This is a genomic window from Gloeotrichia echinulata CP02 (assembly GCA_038087035.1).
Taxonomy (GTDB): Bacteria; Cyanobacteriota; Cyanobacteriia; order Cyanobacteriales; family Nostocaceae; genus Gloeotrichia; species Gloeotrichia echinulata.
Window position 1 is genome coordinate 6,429,725 of sequence record CP051187.1, and the last position, 23,455, is coordinate 6,453,179.

Below are 23,455 nucleotides of genomic sequence, written 5' to 3' on the forward strand. Positions count from 1 at the left end.
GCAAGGCCTTGCACCCCTACGGATATGTGCGGTTATTGCATGAAAATTGCTAACCGAGCAGTCTTGGAGAATGAGGAGGTCCTCCTCTCCCCATCCCCCCAGGTTCCCTAGTAGTCTGTCAATTTTGTTTTGAGGGATTTTTGGTAGTGTGAGCGTCTCGCTCACGCGGGCAAGATGCCCGCACTACAGTCTATCATTTTTATCTTGACAGAGTACTAGGGACAACGAGGATGAATACCTCCTTGAGTACAAATGTAAGCTAGTTGCTTAGGATCTAAATTTTTGGCTTGTGTAAAATCAACGCCTTGGACTACTGCAGATTTTGCGCCTTTGGCTGGTGTTTGGACAAATTGATCTGCTGGGTCTTGTTTGCTGTCCCAGAGAGCTGTGCCGCGAAAATCAGCGCCTGCTACATTGGCTCCCCGTAAATCTACTAAAGTGAGGTCAGCATTCTGCAGGTTGGCGTTTTGTAACTGAGCAGAGCGCAAAACAGCACCGGCAAGACGAGTCGCACTCAGGTTAGCATTGGTGAGATTGGCATGTTCAAAATCGGCACCAGATAAGTCTGATGCTTGCCAATCGGTTTTAGTTAAGTTGGCGTAGGATAATTGTGTGCCGATCGCATTTACCCGACCTAAACGAGCTGCATACAAATTGGCTTCGTTCAATTTTGCATCACCTAAATCTGCTCCTGTGAGGCTGGCATTTTCTAACACTGCACCACGCAGGTCGGCTCCTACTAGTTGGGCGCTGCTGAGGTTAGCCTCAATCAGTCGTGTATTAGATAAGTTGGCTTTGTTGAGGGTGGCGCGGCTTAAATCGCTGCGATTCATGACCACGCGGCTGAGGTTAGCATTACTGAGATTGGCTTGTTTCATCTGAACTTGGCTCAAATCAGCAATCACATCGTCGTAGGTATCCCAGCGTCCATCTTCACCGACGCCCCGGAAACGACTACCCTTAAAACTGGCTTGGTTAAGATTGGCGGATTTGAACTTAATCCCTGATAAATCAACATTTTCTAAGACCAAGCTGAAGGAGGGACTATCACCAGAACCGCTGTTACCCAATTGCGTACTGCTCAAATCGATGTCGTTGATTTGACCACTATAAACAGCCAGAATCTTGTTAATTGCCTGTTGGTTGAGTTGTAAGCGCTTTTGTCTGACTTCCTGCTCTTGGGGTACATTGCTCACAGATGCTAACTCGCCAGTGAGAAACTGATTTTTGGTTTTTAATTCGGGTATGACTTTGGGTCCGATATTTGTTAAAGCTTGTTGAATTGTATCAATTAGGACAGGGTTTGTTTCGGTTACCAACAAATCCGTCAGAAATTGGTTAGCCTGTGAGTCATTGAGAGTACCCAGAGCCAGAATTGCACTGCGACGCTCTTCCTGGCTAGCAGTAGAATTGGGATTTAATTGTTGGACTAGTACCAAAAACTGCTGGCTATTAATCTGTTGAGATTTGCGCTGAGTTTCTTGGGTTTGGCTGTAAACTTGAGTACCAACTAAAGTTGATAACACCGCAGCCATACTGACAAGAGCGACACCAGTCAGCGCCAGATTAGGGTAGCGGCGGATCTGCGCCCAAGGGCTAGAGGACTCTGTGGTTGCTGACGCCCGGATTTCTTCATTTCCTTCTTGCTGTTGGTTAGCAACAAGGTAGGATGGTAAGGGACGGTTGGCATCTATGGGGTAAGTACCCGCCAAGTAATCGTGCAGTGCCCGACGCCCCTGTCGTGATGGCAAAGCCATTCCTTCTGCCAACACCATCAACAGAGCTAAAACCGTGAAAACACCTAAGTTAGGAAACAGTAAGCTGTAGCGCCACAACAGATAGGCAACGGATATTGGCACAGACCAGCGACCAATTCCTTCTCGCACCAAAACTGTCCCAAAACCAGGCGGCTTACCTTCCTCATTCACCACTCGCACACCAAACCAGCGCTTGGGAATAGTGCTACCTGTTTTCCCTAGTAAATACAATTGCCACGCTGAGAGGGTTACAGGCGCTAACAGGGCTACTGTCCACAAGATATTAGTCGGCCATGCGACATTATGGATACCATAACTGACAGGTAAAGCTAAAGGGCGGGCGATCGCTCTCTCTGTTACCACCAATACCGGGTTCAGCGGGACTCGGTTGAGTTCGCTTCTGGAATTGGCATAGGCGCCTAAGCCGAAGGGAACCAATCCACTGACAACCACCAGTGTAATTTCAACAGTCCAAGCAGCAAAGCGCCTCGTCACTAACGGGATTGAATTAGTTTTTTCTGGTTCTTGTGAACGATTTTGATTAGTGTTTTTCCTGACAATTGGCGTCGTCATGCTAAATAATTCCCCTTGACTTTATTTGTATACCGCTCTCGGCGTAGTTAAAATAGACTAACCTTACCCTGTGAAAAACCGCTATGGGTGTACAAAATCACTAAAAAGCTGAGAAAGTCAGCTTTTTGAATTCTGTCTAGCGGTATTATTGCTTACGTTGAAAGCTACTAGACACAAAAAATTTGTATCCAACATACACCAACACTGCCAAGAGTGCCAAACTGATCACAGAAGCAACGAGTTTAAGTACTGCTTGCAACATCGCAAAGCCTAATAACACCGTCACCCCTACAGCTACTAGTTTTTTCGTCCCCGACAAGCCATCAAACCAACCCCGCAATCGTTTTAGGTGCGAGTTTAAGTCGGGAAAACTAAACCCAGATGTAGGTCTAGGTTCTTTCTCTTTGGACACCTCGACTGTAGGTGAATTAATCTCGGCCTCTAGATTTTCCAGGCGACGCTGTAAGTCTTCGTCTCTTTCAGGATTCATTAATCTTTTTTACCTCAGCTAAGACACTTACTCAACAACAGACCAACCGCATCCCATTATTGGCGGTTTTGTTTGTGATTTTAGCTAATGTCTGTCAGTGTTTGCGAGAACTTTCGCGGCCGGAAAATATTATGTTTTTCTTTTGTTGGCTTCGGTATGATTTTGTTTAAACTCTACACACATAAAATTTTCAATCAGGTCTATAGCCAGGATTTCATCATTAATCATCTAAAATCCGGACATTCCCAAATGGTACAGAGATGGCGATCGCTTCAGGGTGCTAATTTCTATCAGATGTTACTCCAGTATTTTATGTAATAAAGCTTACCTGCTAAAGTTTATTTACTCCATGATAATCCTGATCTTCACAACTTACACCACTTATGGATAATATGATTTCGGTAGGGCTGGCAATGCCTACTCCATATGATTGCTACAGGATTGCTATTTTTATCTTTCTGAAGTAAAAAACCCGCATTAATTGAATAAATAAAATAAAAATTGATACGGTTTCTTTTGGAACACAGACGGATGGCGATCGTCTATAAACTCGGATGATCTATAAAATATGGCTCTCCTGAAAAAACTGGGAGGATTAATTTCATTATGAAAACGCCTAGACTATTTACGGTTGTTGCTGCAGCTTTAGCGATGAGTTTGGTGCTGACCAAAGCTCAAGCCGAGACGCCACAGATCGAAATTAATTCCCAGTTTAATCAAGATCCACTGATTTTGAATGGAACGTCGGGAGGAGGAGCTAAAGGTAATTGCGGTAATATAAACACTGCACCCAATCAAATTATCGAGATTAAAGAGCCACTACCTTACTTGCGATTAACAGTAGAGAGCGAGCGACAACCAACCCTACTGATTTCAGGTCCAGGGGGACGCTTTTGTGTTCTAGCAGATAGCTACTCTGGCGGTAAGGCAGAACTTTCTGGTTATTGGCAGCCAGGCAAATACTTGCTGTATATAGGGTATATAGGCGATTTATCCCCAGATAAGTTTAACTATACACTCTCGATTTCGCGACAAATTAAAAAAATATCCAATAAGTAGTCCCGACGCTAATCTGATTATCCTCAAAGTCTTTAAAGATAGCGGTTCTGGTAGTTTCTCTGACTTAGAAAGAGCCAAGCAATGGGTCGCCCCCAGCAGGAATACATATAACATTGCCTATGTCAATCTATCTCTAGGAGATAGCCAAAACTGGACAACAGCCACCTCTGGCTATGAAATTGGTGATGAATTAGCGGCGATCGCCAGCGAAAACATCATCATCAATGTCGCAGCAGGTAACAGTTTCTACCAAAATGGCAGCAATCCTGGACTGTAGTAGACAAGTAGAATATAAAGTAATTAGATATGATGGAACTGTTGTATTTGTAGATAGATTTTACCCATCTAGTAAAACTTGTGCAAATTGTGGAGAAATTCAAGAAATTAGTTGATCACAGCGGGTTTACGACTGTAAAATATGTCAGCACAGGTCAGACAGAGATTTAAACGCATTTAAAAATCTCGAAAAATATGCAAAGGATCGCTAAACCGTGCCTGGACATCCAGTGGCTACGCGCTCCCATGCTCCCGTTGAAACGTCAAGTAATGTCTGGATTTGTCCAGATTTTATGTAGCAGATGATGCCTCTATTCAGGTTACAGTAATCCTGTCTGAGTAAGCAACGTCTTTGATTAAAAAATCTCAGTGTCTTTAGACCTGAGAGTGTCAAAAATTCATCAAGGAATAGACAATAAAATGAAACGTTTCCAACCAATGTTAATTATTGTTGGTATCAGCTTGCTGACTTTGGTAGGCTGTAATGGCGGCGAACAAGCTAGCACTAATACCCCAGCAGCAACTCCTGAAGCTAGCCTAGCAACAGGAAAATTTACTCAGGGTAATAATGGTTTACTAGCTGTAGTAGCTAAAACTAAAACTGCAGTTACATCTGGCAATTTTGTCCAAGCTAAAAAAGAATTTGACAAATTTGAGGATTTTTGGAAAGAAGTAGAAGACGGGATTAAAACTAAATCGCCTAAAAACTATGAAGCTATAGAAAAAAGTAGCGATGAGATTACAGGAGAACTCAAAGCATCTAAACCCCAAAAACAAAAATTGTTGTCAGCACTGCAGTTATTAGAAAAAAGCATCACTGCTGTTTCTAAGTCTTAGAGGATGTTTTCAGGACTTACGCTAGTGTCACATTTAAAGAATGCTGCGTGACGCCACAAGTCTTGGCGTACAATATTTATCGCAGCGTCACACACCCTACGATTATTAATGTGCCCGGAGAGTAAGTCCTAGTTTTAAAAGTATTTTGGGTAACTAACATTTAAGTCTCAAAAACCTAATCCCCTCATAGCACGGAAAAATTAGAGTTTTTGGCGTCGTTGCAAATGTCAGGGCGCAAGGCCTTGCGCCCCTACGCAATAATCGTCCTCACATAGGGAAAAATCAGAGTTTTTGGCGTCGTTGCAAATGTCAGGGCGCAAGGCCTTGCGCCCCTACGCAATAATCGTCCTCACATAGGGGAACTCCAACAAATAAATTATTTGGAAGTACCCTGATTTTCCCCTTTCTTCCGTTGTTCTCCATACTCTCGCAGTTGCTTTAATAGAACTTCTTGGGATAAGTTGGGAGTAACTGGAGAAGGGATTGGCTGAGGTTCTTTTTCAGCACTTTTAATGGCAGTAGATGAGAGATTAATGGTGGTTGGTTGTTGATTGGTGGTTGGGGTAGGAATTACCTCATCTGGTGTGATGACGCCTGCTTTGAGTGAGTCTAAGGTAGTAGCCACCTGCACTTGCTGTTGCATCTGGTCTGTGGATGACACTAATTTACTCAGACCGTTAACTAATCTTCGCAAATTTTCTCGGAACTCTAGATCACCTGTCAAGTGATCCAAATCAGCGGTAATTTTTTGGGTGTTTTCAAATGTTGCTCGTGCTGAGTCTAAGGTTTTTTGGACTAGCAGGAGGTTATTGGGATCATTTAAGGCTTTACTAGCATCCCGCAAATTAGCTGATGCTTCCGCTGCATTCGCGGAGAGAGTGTCTAAGTTTTTGAGTAATTCTCCTTGGGATAACCGATTAACTGCGGGGGTGAAACTGTTGACTATCACGAGTAGTTTATTACTAGTTTTGCTGATATTGTCTAAGGTGTTAACCAGCCCAGAACGATTGGATGTTACTAGATTATCCAGATTAGTCAGTAGACGATTGGCTTGACTGGCGGTTAAAGTAAATTGTTTTGCTGTTGAGCGGAATTCCTTAGCTGTTGTACCGAATTGATCGAGTGTTTTTGTACTCGATGCTGTTAGTTGATTTGTCGCCTGTTGGACTGTATTAGCAGTAGCTGAAAATGTGCCTAGTTGTGTTTGAGCATTTTTAGTCAAACCCCGCAAATCCCGAGTCAGGGCAGTGACACTGGATGCTGCTACTGAGGAATTTTCCAGCAGCTTATTGACGTTTTGATAAAATTTTGGGTTATTATAGGTAGTCGCTAAGTCGGTGCTGCTGCGAACCAGTCGATCAAGACTGATACCAATATCACCTTTTAACCGAGAGCCGTTACAAATAATTAGATTGCGATCGCAATTTGGGTCTAGTGGTTTAGACGCCACAATCCCAGAAGATAAGGGTTTTTGTGGTGTAATCTCAATGATGCTTTCGCCAATCAGTCCACTCTGATTAGTTTCGATCACTACATCCTTGGGAATAATCAAGTCAGATTTGGCAATTTCAATCTCCACTTCCACAGCATTTGGCCCTGGTCGAATAGCAGAAATTGCGCCGATTTTCACGCCACGGTAGCGGACTGGTGCCCCTTTTTGCATCCCGCCAGCATTCGCAAATTCTACAATAACTTTGTATGAATTGCGCGTCGAAGTAAATCTATTCAGCCACAAAACTACTAACCCAAATACCCCCAGTCCCACTAGGATCAATATCCCTACAGAACCTTCTCTAAACGTTCGCGATCGCATGTTTTTCCTCCACCCAAAAATTAGTTAGAAGTGAGGAGTGAAGTCCTCACTTGCTACCCGACTACTTGTATCGGACCTTCCACACTACCACTCATAAATTGTCTAATTAATGCATGGTCTGTGGTATCTATTTCACTAACTTTACCTTGCCATTGCACTCTACCTTGATACAAAAACACAAGTCTGTCAGCGGTGCGACGAATAGTACTGTCTTGGTGAGTTACAATGGCGTAAGTGCTACAGACTCCTTGAGCCTGTTGTAAGTGGCGGATTAAATCTTCTATTACGGTTGAGGCGATTGGGTCAAGTCCGGCTGTCGGTTCATCGTAGAGTAAAAGTTCTGCGCCTTCCTTGGGGCTATCGGGGTTAGACATAATCGCACGCGCAAAACTTACCCGTTTTCGCATCCCTCCAGAAAGTTCAGATGGGTAGAGATGACCGATTCCTGGTAAACCGACCATATCCAATTTTTCATGTACCATATCTCGAATGCGCGATCGCTGTATTTTGGAATTTTGATATAGTAAAAATCCCACGTTCTCTTCTACTGTCAACGAATCAAATAATGCTGCTTGCTGAAACACCATCCCAATATCGATGGGGTCAGTGCCATCCTCAATCAAACCATCTCGCCGCACCCCTTGCACATAAATTTCCCCAGCATCGGGAGCTAGTAATCCCGCAATCATCCGTAAAACCGTGGATTTACCAGTCCCCGAAGGACCAATGATTCCCACTGCTTCCCCCCGGTCAATTTTCAAATCCACATTATCTAACACCTTATTGCTACCAAAGGTTTTAGAAATACCTTTCAATTCAATTAATGGGTTTGTCATTTGTCATTTGTCATTGGTCATTGGTCATTTGTCATTGGTCATTTGTCATTTGTCATTGGTCATTGGTCATTTGTCATTGGTTAGTAGAAAATAAACTGAAGACAACTGACAACTGACAACTGACAAAAATGCAAGATATTGATGTCATAGTTATTGGTAGCGGTATCGGCGGGTTATGTGCTGCGGGCTTACTGGCGCGTTATGGTAAACGAGTGATTGTGTGTGAAAGTCATACAATTGCTGGCGGTGCTGCTCATGGTTTTAGACAACGAGGATTTGAATTTGATTCTGGTCCTTCTTTCTATTGTGGACTGACGGATGCCGAGAGTTTTAATCCTGTCAAACAAGTTTTGGATGTTCTCGGTGAATCCATCCAAGTTATACCTTATGATCCATTAGGACACTACCATTTTCCTGAAGGCACTGTGGCAATTTATAGTGATGCCGAGCGTTATCACTATGAGGTGCATAAAATTACGCCCCAAGGTGCTAAAGAACTCCAACTGTTTGAAAAACGGTTACTAGGGCTATATGAGGCGATGAAGGGCATTCCTACCATAGCTCTGAGGGCAGATTGGCAGGTGATACTGGTGTTACTGAGGCGTTATTTACCATCTTTGCTGAAAATGCTGCCCTATTTGCCGATGGTTCAGGGTTCTGTGGGGAATGTAATGGATACAACAGTCAATGACCCTTGGGTACGGCGGCTGATCGATTTAGAATGCTTTCTGCTTTCTGGTTTAAAGGCACACGAGACAATCGCCCCAGAGGTAGCATTTATTTTGGGTGAACGCACCCGTGCTGGTGTTGAGTATCCTGTGGGCGGTAGTGGGACAATTGTCAAGGCTTTGGTGCGGGGCTTAAAACGTTGGGGTGGTGAATTGCGTCTGGGATGCCATATTGAGCAAATTTTGGTGGAATCTGGTAAAGTCCTGGGTGTGCGATCGCGCCAGGGTGAAATTCTCAAGGCACCCATAGTAATTTCCAATGCCACAATTTGGGATACCTATAATCACCTACTGCGTCCTGAAGATTTGCCAGCGGCTGATCGTCAAGTGGCTCTGGATACACCAGCAGTCGAAAGTTTTATGCATTTACACTTAGGTATCCGGGCTGCAGGGTTAGAAAATTTGACGGGACACCATGTAGTAGTTCACGATTCTCTCCTAGATATCACCACACCGGGAAATACTTGTATGATATCAATTCCCAGTGTGTGGGATGAAACCCTTGCACCTGATGGACATCATGTAGTTCATGCTTACACCCTCGAACCCTACACTGGATGGGAACGCAATGATTTATATGAGCAGAAAAAACAGCAGAAAGCCCAATCTTTATATCGCGCCCTAGGGCAGATTATCCCCGATATCCGTGAGCGTGTGGTCTTGGAACTGATTGGTACACCCCTCACTCATGCCCATTATTTGCGAAGATATCAGGGAACCTATGGCCCGGCTATAGCAGCTGGTAAGGGGATGTTTCCCAGCACACACACGCCCATACAGGGTTTATATCGCGTCGGTGATAGCACCATTCCGGGAATTGGTGTCCCAGCAGTGGCGGCTTCAGGTATTTTATGTGCCAATACGCTGATCGGATAAATCCTCTATTCCCCAGTCCCCAGTCCCCAGTCCCCAATCCCCAGATTACTCAAAACCCAAGTAATTTTGCACAATTTGCAAAATGTACTCAGCAGCATGACCATCGCCAAAGGGATTAATTGCGTTCGCCATTGTGTCATAGGCGCTTCGGTTACTTAGCAATTCGGCTGCAGCTGCAACAATGTTCTCGGTTTTAGTTCCGACAAGTTTGGCTGTACCTGCAGTCACTGCTTCTGGTCTTTCTGTGGTGTCTCTGAGGACTAGCACTGGTTTTCCCAGGCTGGGTGCTTCTTCTTGTAACCCACCAGAGTCAGTGAGTAAAAAATGCGATCGCCCAATTGCTCCCACTAGTTCTGCATAATCTAAGGGTTCTGTCAAGAAAATTCGCGGATGATTCCCTAATAGCGCTTGTAATGGTTCCCTGACTGTAGGATTTCGGTGTAATGGTAACAGCAGGGCTGTATCGGGAAATTTGTCTAATATTTGTAAAAATCCTTGAGCAATTCCTTGTAGTGGTTCGCCCCAATTCTCGCGCCGATGAACTGTTGCAAGCATTGTCCGATAGGAATCCCAGTTTAAGCCTGGTATATTGCAATCTGGTTGGGTTGCAGCTACATTCAACAGTGCATCTATTACCGTGTTACCTGTGAGATGAATTTTACCCACAACACCAGAACGCTGCAAATTTTCCACAGCCAAAGGTGTTGGTGCAAAGTGTAACTGGGTGATTTGCGAAATTAGCCGTCGGTTAGCTTCTTCTGGATAAGGATTGTAAATGTCATCAGTTCTTAACCCAGCTTCTACATGACCTACAGGGATTTTTTGGTAAAATGCTGCCAAGGCTGCAGCAAAAGCGGTGGTCGTATCTCCCTGGACGATGACTAAATCAGGCTTGCTTTGTTGAAATAATCCTTCTAAGCCTCGCAAGCTGCGACAGGTAATATCACTCAGAGATTGCTGCGGCTGCATAATCTCTAGGTTTCCATCGGCCTTCAAGTTGAACAGCTGCATTACTTGCTCAACCATTTCGCGATGCTGTCCAGTCAAAATTACTTGTAACTCAAAGTCTGGGGACTTTTGAAAGACCTGTATCACCGGAGCTAGTTTAATTGCTTCGGGACGAGTACCTAGGATAATGCAAACTCGCTTTTTTGTCATTTGTCAAAAGTCATTGGTCATTGGTCAATAGTCAATGGTCATTAGTCATTGCTCATTAGTCAATAGTCATTCGTCACTAACTGTGGAAATTTTTCAGCGTGGATTTATGGGACGCCTTCGCCTAGCGTCTCCTATTGTAGGGGCGCAAGGCCTTGCGCCCCTACGGACAAATGACAAATGACTAATGACAAAAAACCATGAAAAAACCCGGCTGAACCGGGTAGATGCGCTGTTTGTCGAATTGAGCAGTGAGGGTTATTTGATTTCACAGGTTAAAGGACAAGCAGCGTAGACGGTAGTCTGCATTTGCTCTGCCTCTCCATGTAGCCAACTCAACCATTTAACTTGTTTCGGATGTACACCCTTAACAGTTAATACACCAGCAGTAATCATGACCGCCATGACATTAAACAGAATCAAGCCCCCAGCTACAAGCAAAACAGCGCTAACAGGCATTACTGATTGCAGTACTATCGACAACAGACACCCAACAGTAGCCATAAAAACAACTAATGGAAAACCGACAACCAATAAGCATACTGCCAATGTGAAAGTCCAGATCAAAAAGCTTTTGATCATTAACCAGGAGTAGGTCTTACCCAGATTAGAGCTTTCCGCCGAAACCATGACTTTTCCTCCTAAATACACAGCAAAAATTTAACTTCAATGGTCTATCGCTTTTGGCGACCAAACTAATTTCTTCCTTCAGTGATGTTCAGTATATAAAAACCTACTGAAAAAATGAGCATTTGTTTACTAAACTTTACACTTAATGTTTTGTAATTATGAATGTAAACTCAAGTTGACAATTAGAGACAATGCTCGATTCCGCCATCTATCGAAAGGAATAGAACCTAATGACCTTTAGGTTCTCAGATGGTTTATCAATACCTTGGCTGGATAGCGCTTAACATTTCTTATATAAATTGACTTTGGCTCTCATAATTTTCTGGGCGGGCTGAAAAAATTAGCTGCTAATGATTTTGCTGTTAATTGCTACCAACTTGTATTCATAATCTGGGAATAATTTCTCATCTAACAGGGTGGGTATTAGCCGTCCCATAATTTAGTTCTAAATATTGCTAAATTATATCGTATATATACTGAAGCTTAATCAGGGATTTGGTGTGTTAAACAAGTTTACATGGTTGAAAAATTTCAATTAAATTATTCAATGATGTAGATTTTATGTCAAAAAAGATACTAAAAATGGCAATTGGGAGTAGAAGGAGATCAACCACTCGCCCAGCCATTGCCATCAAAGCGTTCAGGATTTAATTTTGACCGATTCCAGCTTTTGTCTACCACATGTTAAAAATATAAAGATATATGACAGACTCTCAACGTCAATCGAATTCTAACCCTGCTTCCATGCGGAATTTGCCGCCAATACCGCCGCCACCACCACCACCACCAACATTGAGTACACAGCGCCAGCCTGTACAAACCTTGGACATGTCAGCACAAACGTTGGACTTGTCATCCTATAAGACCCCCAACCAGTCCGCATCTGTTGCGGGTCATCGTCCAAGCACTCCACCGCCAATACCTAATTCAGTTCCTGAAAAAAGTAGCAATTCCCAACTGACTTTAGAGCAGCTCATCAAAGAAGCTTTTGATCAAGGATTTTCTGACATCCACTTGGGTGTAGGCGAAGTACCTCGCTTCCGCAACCGAGGAGAAATCAACGCCACAGAGTATCCAGAAACTGATCATGAGATGTTCATGAGTTGGTTAAAGGAGGTGATGACCGCAGCGGAAATTCAGCGGTTTGAAGAACACCTAGAATTTGACGGTGCCACGCAGTACGAGTTTGCTCGTGTGCGGATCAATGTTTTTGGCTCCCTCAAAGGCCATGCAATGGTATTGCGGTTGATTCCGCTGAAAATCTTGACGATGGAACAGTTGCGCTTACCCCCAATTTTTCGGGATATTTGCCATTCCCACAAAGGTTTAATTTTGGTGACTGGTCCAACGGGTTCTGGTAAGTCTACAACAATGGCGGCAATGATTGACTACATCAATAAAGAGATGGCCAAGCATATCATTACCATCGAAGACCCAATTGAATTTGTCCACCAAAGTCGCAAGTCTTTAGTCAAACAGCGGGAAGTGGGAATGCATACCCGCAAATTTGACAATGCTTTGAAAGCCGCTTTACGAGAAGACCCAGATTTGATTCTGGTGGGGGAAATGCGGGATAAAGAAACAGTCAACACGGCACTCAAAGCTGCTCAAACTGGTCACTTGGTGATGGGAACCCTACACACCAATAGCGCTGTGAAAACTATTGAGCGGATACTCAATCTCTATACAGCAGAAGAACAGGATTCAATGCGGGTAGCAGTTTCAGAGTGTTTAGTGGCCGTAATTGCCCAAGGTTTGTGCCGCACTACCGATGGTAAGCGTGCAGCATTCCACGATATTCTCATCAACACTGAGGCGATTAAAGAATGGATTAAGGATGGTAAATACGATGAAATTGGCGAGTTGATGAAGCAAGCTGGTTTTGATGGGATGATTACTATGAATCAGTCGCTGCTCAACCTCTACCAAGACGGTCGCATTACTGAAGAAACCGCTTTGGAAATGTCACCAACTCCCAACGAAATGGCTCAATTCCTTCGAGGTCGAGTCTAAGGGATGGAAACTGTAACATAATTCCTACACATCTCTGTTCATAATTAGTCAATTTTGAATAGATATTGCGGAAAATGTGTTAGAATATCAGCATTAGTAACGGTTAACAACCGTGCCGTCAGAGGATAACCCTTCCAGCTTAGACTGGCGTTTGGTAAACGTGCCACAGGCGAAGTGCAAGTTCCATAGACAGAGGGTCGTTAGTAGCGCCTCAAAAAAAAGAAGTTTTTCTAGAACTTCGACACATATAGCGGTCAGTTAGACCGTTTTAGCCTCTGGACTGGATAGAGCCGACTCTTCCAGGTTGAAAGAGGAAGTAAGCATCAAAGCTAACTTTTGAGCCAGTTATCTATGATAGAAAAGCGCATAGTTGAATAGCTTTGAGTAGGTCTTATGTAACGGTTATCATTGGTCATTGCATCTGGGGCGCAAGGCCTTGCGCCCCTACAGATTATCGGTGTGTTGCAAAGATTTTTTGAATTGGTATAGTTTTCGTTTGGCAACAGGTCTGAGTGGCAGATACTTGTAATACAGTAAAAGGTAACAGGTAAAAGGTAAACTACACAATTTTTTACTTTTCACCTATCAGTTCCCTCGTTTCCATAACTGACTTGAGTACAGACAAACCATCTAAACCCGATCTGTTTAAAGGCATTGCCTTATTTACACCAGGCGGAGATTTAATTTATTGTATCGACCCTAGCAAGCAAGGTCGATGGCATTTGCATTTGTGCGCTGCTTTACAGGAAATTTTAGATTTACCAGAACCGCCTCACTTTTTGGTGCCTTGCTACACTGCGACTATTGATCATTGGTTAGATCCGCGAACCCAACAAGTACGAGTGTTTGCGGAAGCTTATCCGGCGATTATCCGCCATCAGGTTGTGCTTAACACCATTTTTGGCACAGGGGATTTATTATGGGAACCAGCACCTTGGCAAGAAGGGTTGTGCGATCGCATGGTTTTGGCTAGTTATCGCTCTTCTTTTCCCCAACTGTGGGAAGACCATGATTTAATTATGCGTTTAGACCTTGGCGAAGCTGCACCAAAGTACCATACTTTGGCAGCAAATGTAGAGCGATCGCAACTCCAAACACAAGGTTATGTTCTCCGGCTGTTTGTTGCTGGTCATAGTGCAGCAACTGAACGCATTCTGCACAATCTACACGAACTTTTAGAGCGATCGCTCGGACACCCTTACACTCTCAAAGTTATTGATGTTTTAACTAATCCAGAACAAGCAGAAATTGATCAGGTTTCTGCAACTCCTACTATCGTCAAGGTTTGGCCTCTCCCAATTCGGCGCATTGTTGGCGAGTTGGATCATGTGGAGAAAATCCTACAAATGTTAGGCGCGCAATAAAAATTTTCAATAAAAATTTTGATGGCCATCAGCAGTTTGTAAATAATATCCGTTGAGGAGTTAATTGAAAAAACGTCCATTTGGGTTAATAGCCATTGTATATTACAAATCCTTTGTAGCCGCATTACTTATGGTTACTTCTGTAGCGATATTTTTGGCCTTAAAAAATCATCATAGTCTTGAAGATTTTTCTGATAATTATGTATTAGAAGGTAAAGCGCAAATTATCAATTGGCTTGTAGAAAAAATTCTGGCTTCTAATCGCAAAACCCTAGCTTTCAGCAGTATTGCATCAGGAATTTATGCAGTCGTCACCGCTATTGAAGCGGTTGGCTTATGGTACGAAAAGCGCTGGGCACATGTTCTAGTCTTGGTTCTTGTAGGTATCAGTATTCCGCCAGAAGTTTATGAATTAATTCGGGGTATTTCTTTCCTAAAATTAATTGTGTTTGTTGTGAATGCAGGAGTATTTTGGTATTTATTCCGCAACTTTCCTAAACATCATCACTAATTGCTATAAATTCAGTTTGGAATAGATCCATCAATTTGAGATTTTGGATTTATAGCAACCGCCAAAGTGCTTAGGACATTAACTGATGATAAAACCTAGACACAATCAGACTTGTAACCCAGTCCCCAGCGATGCACTGAGCGGTCGTTGTGTCCCCAGTCCCCAGTCCCCAGCGATGCACTGAGCGGTCGTTGTGTCCCCAGTCCCCTGCTATAACCCAGAAATCGATGCTCTTGCTCGATTCAAAAAAATCTCAAATTCGGTGATCAAGGTTGCTGCAATATTTACATTCTAAATCCATGTGATTTTACGCTTGACAAAAATACTATTTTGAGTATTGAGTATATTCGACCTGATCCCAGTGGCGATGTGTACGACGGGCTACGCCTAAGCCATTTGGTAAACTCATAAGCTAAGTTAATATTATTCTCTGATAAGAGTAAATTTTTGATATAATACATTTGATATGTGAACATACATACTGATTTTTCCCCGGTCTATTAGCCTTACTATGCAAGGAAAAAGACTCAAGATGCCTCGTATCAAGTCCAAGCTCATGCACTATTGATACAAGTATATTAATGAGACATATATTTATATATCTAACAGAGATTAAAAACTGAAAAATGGAATAAAAAGTAAAGTGGGGGGTATCGCCCCACAATACTCATTTAAATTCTCAGTGTAAAATAAGACTGGGTTTAAAGAAATGTTTTGATTGAAAACCCTACTCAGGATTGCCTGGGTGGGGTATTTTGTTGCTGATGTTGAAATAGAGATTTCACACAAATTATACAATTTCTGGTGAGTTGCTGTAAACATGAGCATCATTGGAAATGATCGCATTATAAAATTCCTGATTGTGCAAATCTTTAAAACCCTGAGTTTCTCTCAAGGCTAGTAGATTTTCTGCGCTTTCCCAATTAGCGATCGCAGTGACTCTAGTGCCATCATCGCTCTGGAATAATTTAGCAGAGATAAATCCAGGCTGATGCTTGACAACCTCCAGATAAACTCATAGCGCAACACATTCAGATTCGGTACAATATCATATCGCGATGTGTAGGGGCACGGCATTGCCGTGCCCCTACGAGTGTACCTAACTAGGGCGAGAAACGCTATAGCACTGGTAAAGTGTTTTCTAACCCTAAAGCTTATCGACGTATGAGTAAGCGTTTAAAACGTGCCCAGCGTCGTGTGAGCAAAAAAGTTAAAGGCTCTAAAAATCGCGCCAAAGCTGTGAAAAAGCTGGCTAAATTACACCCTAAAGTGTCAAACATCCGTAAAGATTCAATTCACAAATTGACTCACTATCTAGCTAAAAACCACAGCGTTATAAAGATAGAGGATTTACAAGTTAAGGCTTTTTTGAAAAACCACAAGTTAGCAGGTGCGATTGCTGATTGTGGTATGTATGAGTTTCGCCGTCAGCTAGAGTACAAAACAGAGAAATTCTCTAGTATATTAATCCTTGTAGATAGGATGTTTCCTAGTTCTCAAATTTGCTCTAATTGCGGTAATCATCGTCATATAATGCCATTAAAAAACCGCGTTTATGTCTGTCCTGATTGCGGTAACACTGAGGATAGAGATTTAAACGCAGCTAAAAATATAAACCGATGGTTTGAGAATATTTTTATTCCTGAACGGTCAGAAACGGTAGAGCTTCTACCGAGATTGTCTGTGGAGTGGACAAACCTCTTAGGAGTCATCCTCAGACCACGATGAAACAGGAAGTTAACGCCAAAACTACCAGTGGAAAGTTTTGTCTAGACTTAGGTAGTTTTGGGTAAGTTTAATAGAGCGGTTTCTACTTACTTGGTACAGCTGAGTCAATCTGCTTGGTTGCTACTTGGAACTATAGCAAATATTGCTTTTGATTTTATCGGCTAGTTTCCGCCTACTTTTACCACGTAAAGCTACACCCATAACAACAGCAAAAAGCGAAGTTAAAAAAGTTGTAGGTTCAGGAACAGGCTTTGCGCGACCATACTGTAGGTGATCAACCTCCCAGTCTGTACTATCTGGCATACTGATTTGAATAGCAGAAATACCTCCAGCGTAAGTCGCACCGAAGAACTTATCCTCAGCAGTCTTTCCACTAACATCGCCATCGCCGACAGAATTCACACCAAAAATACCTAAAGAAGTACCAACTGCGTCAAAAGCTTCATAGTTAACTTTACCATATCCAAAGCCAACATTAGAGAATCCAACGTCAGTCCAAACAATACCGACATTCGTGGGTAGAGTCCCAAGAACACTGGAATTGAAAGAAAATTTCAAAATCGAGCTACCTTGAGAATACCAACTGTGACCACCTGATCCGCTACCATCGATAGATCCATCGTCGCCATCTACAGAATCGGTTAACGTATTCGGCGAAACTACTTTACCAGCAGAGGCTGTGACACCTGGTGTATTCAGAGAGCCGTCTTCAAAATCTTCCAGATGAAAGTACGAATAACTAAGCCCTTGGAAGGGACTATCGTTAAAGCTTTTGTACGGCTGATTTCCTAAGTACGGAGTAGCACCATTAGCAACTGGCGTTCTAATAATTAAACCCAATGCAAAAAATGCGGCACAAGTGGTGATTTTTGATAACTTTATCCAAAATAACATCCAAATACCTCGGTATTGTACTTGTTTAGAACTTACGTATTCACAGCATCATCAAGGACTGAAGTTCAGATTTTCAGACACTAAGGTAGGAGTTATGCACTGTATCAATTAATTGGAAGTCGCCGGGAAACTTCATCCCCTTGTGGGTGGAGTTTTTTATGATGGTATACTTTTACCAAAATAAGCCGGTTGCGGCTTTGATTAATCGTTATTTTGATGGTAAATAGATCCGCATTTTCGGGCTAAAGCGCATTGCTAAAAACCTATGACAGATCACGTCTTTATCATCACACATACATATTTGGGATTTTTTACCAATCTGTAAGTCCTATAAATTTTGATTTTTCCATAATTAGCAAGAAGTTACTATCTATCTAAAGATAGTTATTAACAGTTGGAAGAATATTTTGTTATTTGGTATACATATAGCAACCGCCATAACGATGAGGATATGGATTCCCGCTCGGTTGCTACTCACCCCCCTAAATCAGCTTCCATTTTAACTAATGAAAGGAACTGGTTACGGCAGTTTTGTATTTTGTCATCGTCTAGAGTCTCAGCTTTACTCTCTTTTAGTGTCATTGCTATAATCTCTGCTTGTGTCGCCATACTTTTTAAGGTTGCAGATTTTTTTGTGAAACCAAAAGTATCACCAGCAGCTTTTGCTGCAACGACTACAGCCCCTGAAATACCACCCCATATTTTAGCATTATTACCGCCTAATAATGCTAAAGTACTAGAAGTAAGGCCTCCTAAAATTACTATTAAACTTACGGCATAAGAAAACTTTTGATTCCTAATTTGTCTTTTTTGCCATATTTTAATTTTCGTTTGTATATCATTTACAACTATTTCGACATCAGGCATAGGAGAAACTCCAAAAATAATTGATTTAAGTAGGGTTTGCTGAAAAAGTCTTTTAGTGGGAACAGGTGTCACTATACCCAAAAGATCTCAGGGTTTAGAAGCATAACCGAGTATTTTAATGTCTGAAACCCTTATTGTTGCGTTGCTGGATTGTCAGTAAGTCCTAACATTGGAAGCATAAAGCTATGCGCGAGTCCCAAAATTTTGCATCCTTTAAACCCAATAAAAACGTTGGTTCAACGGTATTGTACTTATTTAGAACTTACGTATTCACAGCATCATCAAGGACTGAAGTTCAGATTTTCAGACACTAAGGTAGGAGTTATGCACTGTATCAATTAATTGGAAGTCGCCGGGAAACTTCATCCCCTTGTGGGTGGAGTTTTTTATGATGGTATACTTTTACCAAAATAAGCCGTTTCCGGCTTTGATTAATCGTTATTTTGATGGTAAATAGATCTGCTTTTTCGGGCTAAAGCGCATTGCTAAAACCCTAGGACAGATCACGTCTTTATCATCACACATACATATTTGGGATTTTTTACCAATCTGTAAGTCCTATAAAGTTTGATTTTTCCATAATTAGCAAGAAGTTACTATCTATCTAAAGGTAGTTATTAACAGTTGGAACAATATTTTGTTATTTGGTATACATATAGCAACCGCCATAACGATGAGGATATGGATTCCCGCGAAAGCGGGAATGACTTACCTATCTTTTGTCCTAACCAGCTTGGGGGTTGCTATAAAATACAATTTGTACAGGGTGTAATTTGAATTTGTATTTGTATTTGTATTATTGTTTTTCATACTGATAAGACTAATTTGTACAGGGTGTAATTTGTATTTGTATTTGTATTTGTATTTGTATTATTGTTTTTCAAACAACCTCTAAGAGCGAACGAGCGTCAGGGGTCTGGTTCTTGCGTACTTAGCGTGCTAAATATGTTGAAAAATAAGCTTGAAATCCTTGCTGGGATAAGATGACAGCCATTATTTACTGCCTTTTAGGTCTGATGATTAAAATTTTGGCTATAAGCGCCTGTAAGCCTTGATTTTAAAACAAAGTTATCGACTGTAATTAAAAATTTAGCACGTTAAGTACGCAAGAACCGGATTTAGGGGGTTCTAAAAGTATTTGATACATCACTAAGTACTTTTCACCAAAAAATAGTTATATTATATTTTTCGGGTATATCAACCTCTCCATTCAGACTCAGGAATTTTGGCACCCTGAAATATGCTGTGTAATGTACCAATTGGTAAAGTACGCCCTCGATGTTCAGGTACAATCACTTGTAATCCAAGGTCTTCATTTCGCCATTTGCGGTGGCTACCTTTTTGAGAAATCAGTTCAAATCCATATTGTCTCAGAATAATTTCAACCTCCTTAGCCGTCATGCGCCGGATGCGTTCACTCATGAGACAATAATCTCCCGTGCGATCGCGCCTGGGGCTAACTGAATAGATTCAGGTTGTAAATACAATTGAATAGCTTCTGTAATATTTTCTAAAGCTTCTTCCTGAGTTTCTCCTGCAGAAGTACAGCCAGGTAACTCTGGGCACCATATAGCCCAATCACCTGTTTCTGGGTCTGGTTCAAGAATCACACGCCATTTCATCGCTAATTCCTCTGGAATATAATTATTTTAATAATAAATAGATCAGATCGGCGCAAATAAACCGTGCTGGCTTTGGTCGTTATTACTCCCTTCCCGGTCTAAGATTACCTATAATTTTCCTTCTTCTCTGCGTTAAGAGCGGGACGCTACGCGAACGCATAGCCTTCGGCGCTCGTAGAGAAGCGTGTCGGAGACAGACGCACTCGCGTTTGCGCCTTCTCTGCGTTCGCGTAGCGTGCCGAAGACAGACGCTCCGCGAATACGGCTACCCTGCGGGTTCTGCTCTGCAGTATGCGTGAGACTAATTCATACTTTACAGCCATTTTCAGGTAAATAGACCACAGGGTAGGGGCGCAAGGCCTTGCGCCCCTACGAAGATCTGTGGTTCAAATGAGTGAAAATTGCTGTAAATCAGCAACGCCCAAAATCTCGTCTCTACTTTTTAAGTCATTTGTCGCGCCATTAACTGAGCAAATAACCCCTCGACTGCTGTTAATTCCTCAAAGCTTCCCTGTTGGACAACTCGCCCACTTTGGAGGACATAAATACGATGAGCGTTGCGGATTGTACTCAGTCGGTGGGCGATCGCAATTCTGGTAACTTGCAATTTATCTAAGCTTTGGCTTACAATAGCTTGAGTTCTGTTATCTAAAGCGCTGGTAGCCTCATCAAAAAATAAAATTCGCGGTTTCAATGCTAGGGCGCGAGCAATTAGCAGACGTTGGCGTTGTCCCCCAGAAATATTTCCGCCACCTTCACTGACTACAGTATGCATTTGCATGGGCATGGCGGTGATATCATCAGCGAAACCAGCAGAACGGGCTGCTTCCCAAGCTTCTTCTAGGGTAATGTGAGCGCCTGCGGCTATGTTCTCGAAAATCGAAGCTGAGGTCAATTGGCTATTTTGTAAGACCACGCCCAATTGTCGGCGGACTGCTTCAATATCTAATCCAGATAGGTCTTGACCATCGTAGTAAATTCCACCAGATTCTGGAGACTCAAAACCCAGCAGTAATCTTAACATAGTCGATTTACCACTGCCAGAACTGCCAACTAAGGCAATAAACTCTCCTGGTTCTGCATGAAGACTGATATCATCAAGTGTGATTGGTCCATCAGGGCGATAGCGGAAAGTAACATGGTCTACAACAATTCGCCCTTGGAGTCTCCCAGGATCGGCTTTGCTGAGGTTGACTTCTGGTATACTGGCTAAAATTGGACTAGTGCGTTTCCACTGGGGGATGATTTGTAAGACTTCGGTAATTGTGTTGCTGAGGTTGCTGGTTCCTTGAATAAAACTGCCAAAAGCGGCGTTGAAGGCTAAAAAAGTTCCCACGGATAAACCGACAGTTCCTGCATTTTTTGACTCTTCAAGTAGTTTGAGGGTAAACCAGAATAGGACTCCATTGGTCACTATGGGCATGATGGCATTAAACAGAGCCACCGCGTCTTCCACTTGTTGTGTCTTTAATTCTAGCTTGACTTGTTGACTGTAGTTTTTACTCCAGAAGGCGAAAGCGCGTTCTTGTGCGCCTGCGATATGCAATTTAGAAATACCATTAATTAGTTGTACTGTCTGTCCAAAAATATTTCCCTTGACTTCTAGTAGGGGACGTACCTGACGCAGCAGCAGCAACCCAGAAAAGGTAGTGACGGCGATCGCAATTATTGCCACGCCAACGGCAACTAAAGCTAGTTTAGAATTATAATAAAATAATTGTCCGAGGTAAAACAGTGTAAAGAAACTCGTGAAGAGATTGATGAGCGTTCTACCACCCAATTGACGACGAATTGCACTGACAGAAGTGACACGAGAAAGTAAATCGCCTGTGGTATATTGTCGGAAAAAGGATACGGGTAAATTCAGCAATCTATCCCAGGTAGCAGCTTGAGTAGAAGCATCGCCAGCGCTTTCGATTCGCAGCAGTGCAAATCCCTGGGCGATCTGAAATAAGCCTGTACCCCCAGCAGCAACCAGTAAACCTAAACCAATTTGCAGCAATAATCCGCGATCGCTATCTGGAATAGCATTATCCATAATCATCGCCGTGGCTTGGGGAGTAAACATTCCTAACATTGTCACCCCAATACCCGTGCAAAAAATTGTCAGGAGATCCTTAACCCTTCCTTTGAGCGCAAATTGCACTAAAGTTATAGCTCTAAATGCTTGTTCGGGTAAAGACCGATAAAACATATAAGCCACAGGAGAGATTCTTGCAGCTATGGATTCATCGACTCTGACGCGACTGTGTTCTCCAGGCTGGAATATTTCATAGACAGTAGGGGAAACTGGGAGTAATGCCACTGGTTGATTATCTTCAGTATAAGCCAATAGCGGACCACAATCCTGCTCCCACCAATTATCTCGCAACAGCACTTGGCGCATCCGAATGCGGGAAGCGCGGACAATCGCCTCCAATGGTTCTTTTACCCGCTGGAGATTTTCCGAACGCGCCGGCGGACGAATTTTTATCCCCATCGCTCTGCCCACAGCACCAGCAGCGACCAATAACGGTGTACCATCAGCGAAAAAATCGATAGCTTGCTGATTCAGCGTCGATGCTAGTTCACCGAGAGCCTCAGCCGTGACTTGACGATTGAGATTTTGGCGATCGCGCAATCTAATTAATTCCGCTTCAGCTTCTTGCTTGTCTAAAATCTCAATAGAGTGTAAAATCTGAATATTAAACTGGGATACCCCCGTGACAATTATCTCCCACTCCTTAATTTCGGGAGTAGAAACAGTAGCAAATTGAACTGCATCCACAGCTTCTAACCACATTTGCTCACTCAGGGGAAAAATACCCGTAGAACTAGTCAGAGTTAATTGCTCAAACCCCAGAAACTTGAGATTCCCATCTGTAATTTCTAACCAACTCAAAACACCCGCATCCGGTTGGAAAACTTGACCATTAGACAGAGAAAATCGACCGATTCCGCCGATTTTTTCTGACATCGCCAAAGTAGCCACTGAAGATAAAGCAGTACCAAGTTGCCTCAACCAAGATTCTACCAAAGCGATCGCACTTTCATCTCCATGAGCGATTAAATCAGCGAAATATTCTGGATGTAGTTGTAGTAATTCCGTCTCACCTATCGCCACAGCTAAAATCTGACGCTGTTCACCACCAGAACCTACAGCGGTTCCAAACAGCGCCTCACCGGGATTGACACTACACAGATAACGCCGAGTACCTTCAATTACCCCATCCTTGACAGTCACAGCAAACAAAGCCACAGAGCCAGACTGAACAAGCCTTACCCGCAAAGGGTCATTTAAAAGAATTGGTTGATTACCATTTACTTGGTACAATTGACCGCGCATTGTCACCTCATGGGGAGTTGGGAGTTGGGAGTTAGGAGTTAGGAGTTAGGAGTTAGGAGTTAGGAGTTAGGAGTTAGGAGTTACTCCCTTCCCGGTCTAAG

22 protein-coding genes are annotated in these 23,455 nt (G+C 42.7%); 9 read left to right on the forward strand and 13 right to left on the reverse strand.

What is annotated here, in order from left to right:
* Positions 1-215 precede the first annotated feature (215 nt).
* Positions 216-2,330 (reverse strand): pentapeptide repeat-containing protein, encoded by a 2,115-nt coding sequence (locus HEQ19_28630; GenBank protein ID WYM02859.1) that lies wholly within the window; start codon positions 2,328-2,330, stop codon positions 216-218.
* Between the two features lie 145 nt (positions 2,331-2,475).
* Entirely contained in the window at positions 2,476-2,820 is a 345-nt protein-coding gene (locus HEQ19_28635; GenBank protein WYM02860.1) for a hypothetical protein, read from the reverse strand.
* Between the two features lie 606 nt (positions 2,821-3,426).
* On the opposite strand from HEQ19_28635, the gene HEQ19_28640 reads away from it, so the two are divergent.
* From HEQ19_28640 to HEQ19_28655, 3 genes are all read left to right on the forward strand, one after another.
* A complete protein-coding gene (locus HEQ19_28640) occupies positions 3,427-3,879 on the forward strand; it encodes a hypothetical protein (protein ID WYM02861.1) in 453 nt (150 codons plus the stop codon).
* 224 nt (positions 3,880-4,103) lie between these two features.
* Positions 4,104-4,271, forward strand: a complete 168-nt coding sequence (locus tag HEQ19_28650) for a zinc ribbon domain-containing protein (GenBank protein ID WYM02862.1) — start codon at positions 4,104-4,106, stop codon at positions 4,269-4,271.
* A 304-nt stretch (positions 4,272-4,575) separates the two neighbouring features.
* Positions 4,576-4,992: a DUF4363 domain-containing protein gene (locus HEQ19_28655; GenBank protein WYM02863.1), complete on the forward strand. Its 417-nt coding sequence runs from the start codon at positions 4,576-4,578 to the stop codon at positions 4,990-4,992.
* A gap of 376 nt (positions 4,993-5,368) precedes the next feature.
* On the opposite strand, the gene HEQ19_28660 is transcribed toward HEQ19_28655, so the two are convergent.
* On the reverse strand, positions 5,369-6,805 hold the full coding sequence (locus HEQ19_28660; protein ID WYM02864.1) for an MlaD family protein: 1,437 nt from the start codon (positions 6,803-6,805) through the stop codon (positions 5,369-5,371).
* A gap of 53 nt (positions 6,806-6,858) precedes the next feature.
* Positions 6,859-7,641: an ATP-binding cassette domain-containing protein gene (locus tag HEQ19_28665; protein ID WYM02865.1), complete on the reverse strand. Its 783-nt coding sequence runs from the start codon at positions 7,639-7,641 to the stop codon at positions 6,859-6,861.
* Here HEQ19_28665 and HEQ19_31445 point away from each other — a divergent pair.
* Together HEQ19_31445 and HEQ19_28670 are read left to right on the forward strand one after the other, a co-directional pair.
* Positions 7,635-7,757 (forward strand): hypothetical protein, encoded by a 123-nt coding sequence (locus HEQ19_31445; GenBank protein ID WZI67247.1) that lies wholly within the window; start codon positions 7,635-7,637, stop codon positions 7,755-7,757. The two genes, HEQ19_28665 and HEQ19_31445, sit on opposite strands and share 7 nt — an antisense overlap.
* A gap of 12 nt (positions 7,758-7,769) precedes the next feature.
* Positions 7,770-9,245 (forward strand): NAD(P)/FAD-dependent oxidoreductase, encoded by a 1,476-nt coding sequence (locus HEQ19_28670; GenBank protein ID WYM02866.1) that lies wholly within the window; start codon positions 7,770-7,772, stop codon positions 9,243-9,245.
* A 45-nt stretch (positions 9,246-9,290) separates the two neighbouring features.
* Here the strand turns inward: HEQ19_28670 and wecB are convergent, their stop codons facing one another.
* Both wecB and HEQ19_28680 read right to left on the reverse strand, forming a co-directional pair.
* A complete protein-coding gene (wecB, locus tag HEQ19_28675; GenBank protein ID WYM02867.1) occupies positions 9,291-10,403 on the reverse strand; it encodes a UDP-N-acetylglucosamine 2-epimerase (non-hydrolyzing) in 1,113 nt (370 codons plus the stop codon).
* Positions 10,404-10,658: 255 nt separating this feature from the next.
* Positions 10,659-11,030: a hypothetical protein gene (locus HEQ19_28680; GenBank protein WYM02868.1), complete on the reverse strand. Its 372-nt coding sequence runs from the start codon at positions 11,028-11,030 to the stop codon at positions 10,659-10,661.
* Between the two features lie 702 nt (positions 11,031-11,732).
* On the opposite strand from HEQ19_28680, the gene HEQ19_28685 reads away from it, so the two are divergent.
* From HEQ19_28685 to HEQ19_28695, 3 genes are all read left to right on the forward strand, one after another.
* Entirely contained in the window at positions 11,733-13,043 is a 1,311-nt protein-coding gene (locus tag HEQ19_28685) for a type IV pilus twitching motility protein PilT (GenBank protein WYM02869.1), read from the forward strand.
* 602 nt (positions 13,044-13,645) lie between these two features.
* Positions 13,646-14,407: a circadian clock KaiB family protein gene (locus HEQ19_28690; GenBank protein WYM03676.1), complete on the forward strand. Its 762-nt coding sequence runs from the start codon at positions 13,646-13,648 to the stop codon at positions 14,405-14,407.
* A 64-nt stretch (positions 14,408-14,471) separates the two neighbouring features.
* Positions 14,472-14,918, forward strand: coding sequence for a DUF2127 domain-containing protein (locus HEQ19_28695; protein ID WYM02870.1), 447 nt, complete (start codon positions 14,472-14,474; stop codon positions 14,916-14,918).
* Positions 14,919-15,708: 790 nt separating this feature from the next.
* Here the strand turns inward: HEQ19_28695 and HEQ19_28700 are convergent.
* On the reverse strand, positions 15,709-15,897 hold the full coding sequence (locus tag HEQ19_28700) for a hypothetical protein (GenBank protein ID WYM03677.2): 189 nt from the start codon (positions 15,895-15,897) through the stop codon (positions 15,709-15,711).
* Positions 15,816-15,995, reverse strand: coding sequence for a hypothetical protein (locus tag HEQ19_31450; protein ID WZI67047.1), 180 nt, complete (start codon positions 15,993-15,995; stop codon positions 15,816-15,818). The genes HEQ19_28700 and HEQ19_31450 overlap by 82 nt, the downstream gene beginning before the upstream one ends.
* Positions 15,996-16,082: 87 nt before the next feature.
* Here HEQ19_31450 and HEQ19_28705 point away from each other — a divergent pair, with 87 nt between their 5' ends.
* Entirely contained in the window at positions 16,083-16,646 is a 564-nt protein-coding gene (locus HEQ19_28705) for an RNA-guided endonuclease TnpB family protein (GenBank protein WZI67048.1), read from the forward strand.
* Positions 16,647-16,766: 120 nt separating this feature from the next.
* Here the strand turns inward: HEQ19_28705 and HEQ19_28710 are convergent, their stop codons facing one another.
* The 5 genes from HEQ19_28710 to HEQ19_28730 form a co-directional block, all read right to left on the reverse strand.
* Entirely contained in the window at positions 16,767-17,540 is a 774-nt protein-coding gene (locus HEQ19_28710) for a hypothetical protein (GenBank protein ID WYM02871.1), read from the reverse strand.
* Positions 17,541-18,014: 474 nt separating this feature from the next.
* Complete coding sequence (locus tag HEQ19_28715) at positions 18,015-18,479, reverse strand: hypothetical protein (GenBank protein ID WYM02872.1); 465 nt, start codon at positions 18,477-18,479, stop codon at positions 18,015-18,017.
* Between the two features lie 1,125 nt (positions 18,480-19,604).
* Complete coding sequence (locus HEQ19_28720) at positions 19,605-19,829, reverse strand: type II toxin-antitoxin system HicA family toxin (protein WYM02873.1); 225 nt, start codon at positions 19,827-19,829, stop codon at positions 19,605-19,607.
* The gene (locus HEQ19_28725; GenBank protein ID WYM02874.1) at positions 19,826-20,029 is read right to left on the reverse strand and encodes a type II toxin-antitoxin system HicB family antitoxin; all 204 of its coding nucleotides are present in this window, start codon (positions 20,027-20,029) and stop codon (positions 19,826-19,828) included. The genes HEQ19_28720 and HEQ19_28725 overlap by 4 nt, the downstream gene beginning before the upstream one ends.
* Positions 20,030-20,471: 442 nt before the next feature.
* On the reverse strand, positions 20,472-23,354 hold the full coding sequence (locus tag HEQ19_28730) for an NHLP bacteriocin export ABC transporter permease/ATPase subunit (GenBank protein ID WYM02875.1): 2,883 nt from the start codon (positions 23,352-23,354) through the stop codon (positions 20,472-20,474).
* Between the last annotated feature and the right edge of the window lie 101 nt (positions 23,355-23,455).

Excerpts from the sequence above, each read along its gene's own strand:
- HEQ19_28630 (WYM02859.1), bottom strand. The coding sequence starts at position 2,330 with ATGACGACGCCAATTGTCAGGAAAAACACTAATCAAAATCGTTCACAA.
- wecB (WYM02867.1), bottom strand. The coding sequence starts at position 10,403 with ATGACAAAAAAGCGAGTTTGCATTATCCTAGGTACTCGTCCCGAAGCA.
- HEQ19_28640 (WYM02861.1), top strand. The coding sequence starts at position 3,427 with ATGAAAACGCCTAGACTATTTACGGTTGTTGCTGCAGCTTTAGCGATG.
- HEQ19_28670 (WYM02866.1), top strand. The coding sequence starts at position 7,770 with ATGCAAGATATTGATGTCATAGTTATTGGTAGCGGTATCGGCGGGTTA.
- HEQ19_31450 (WZI67047.1), bottom strand. The coding sequence starts at position 15,995 with ATGCCGTGCCCCTACACATCGCGATATGATATTGTACCGAATCTGAAT.
- HEQ19_28655 (WYM02863.1), top strand. The coding sequence starts at position 4,576 with ATGAAACGTTTCCAACCAATGTTAATTATTGTTGGTATCAGCTTGCTG.
- HEQ19_28665 (WYM02865.1), bottom strand. The coding sequence starts at position 7,641 with ATGACAAACCCATTAATTGAATTGAAAGGTATTTCTAAAACCTTTGGT.
- HEQ19_28720 (WYM02873.1), bottom strand. The coding sequence starts at position 19,829 with ATGAGTGAACGCATCCGGCGCATGACGGCTAAGGAGGTTGAAATTATT.
- HEQ19_28725 (WYM02874.1), bottom strand. The coding sequence starts at position 20,029 with ATGAAATGGCGTGTGATTCTTGAACCAGACCCAGAAACAGGTGATTGG.
- HEQ19_28705 (WZI67048.1), top strand. The coding sequence starts at position 16,083 with ATGAGTAAGCGTTTAAAACGTGCCCAGCGTCGTGTGAGCAAAAAAGTT.
- HEQ19_28660 (WYM02864.1), bottom strand. The coding sequence starts at position 6,805 with ATGCGATCGCGAACGTTTAGAGAAGGTTCTGTAGGGATATTGATCCTA.
- HEQ19_28635 (WYM02860.1), bottom strand. The coding sequence starts at position 2,820 with ATGAATCCTGAAAGAGACGAAGACTTACAGCGTCGCCTGGAAAATCTA.
- HEQ19_28710 (WYM02871.1), bottom strand. The coding sequence starts at position 17,540 with ATGTTATTTTGGATAAAGTTATCAAAAATCACCACTTGTGCCGCATTT.
- HEQ19_28685 (WYM02869.1), top strand. The coding sequence starts at position 11,733 with ATGACAGACTCTCAACGTCAATCGAATTCTAACCCTGCTTCCATGCGG.
- HEQ19_28680 (WYM02868.1), bottom strand. The coding sequence starts at position 11,030 with ATGGTTTCGGCGGAAAGCTCTAATCTGGGTAAGACCTACTCCTGGTTA.
- HEQ19_28730 (WYM02875.1), bottom strand. The coding sequence starts at position 23,354 with ATGCGCGGTCAATTGTACCAAGTAAATGGTAATCAACCAATTCTTTTA.
- HEQ19_28650 (WYM02862.1), top strand. The coding sequence starts at position 4,104 with ATGTCGCAGCAGGTAACAGTTTCTACCAAAATGGCAGCAATCCTGGAC.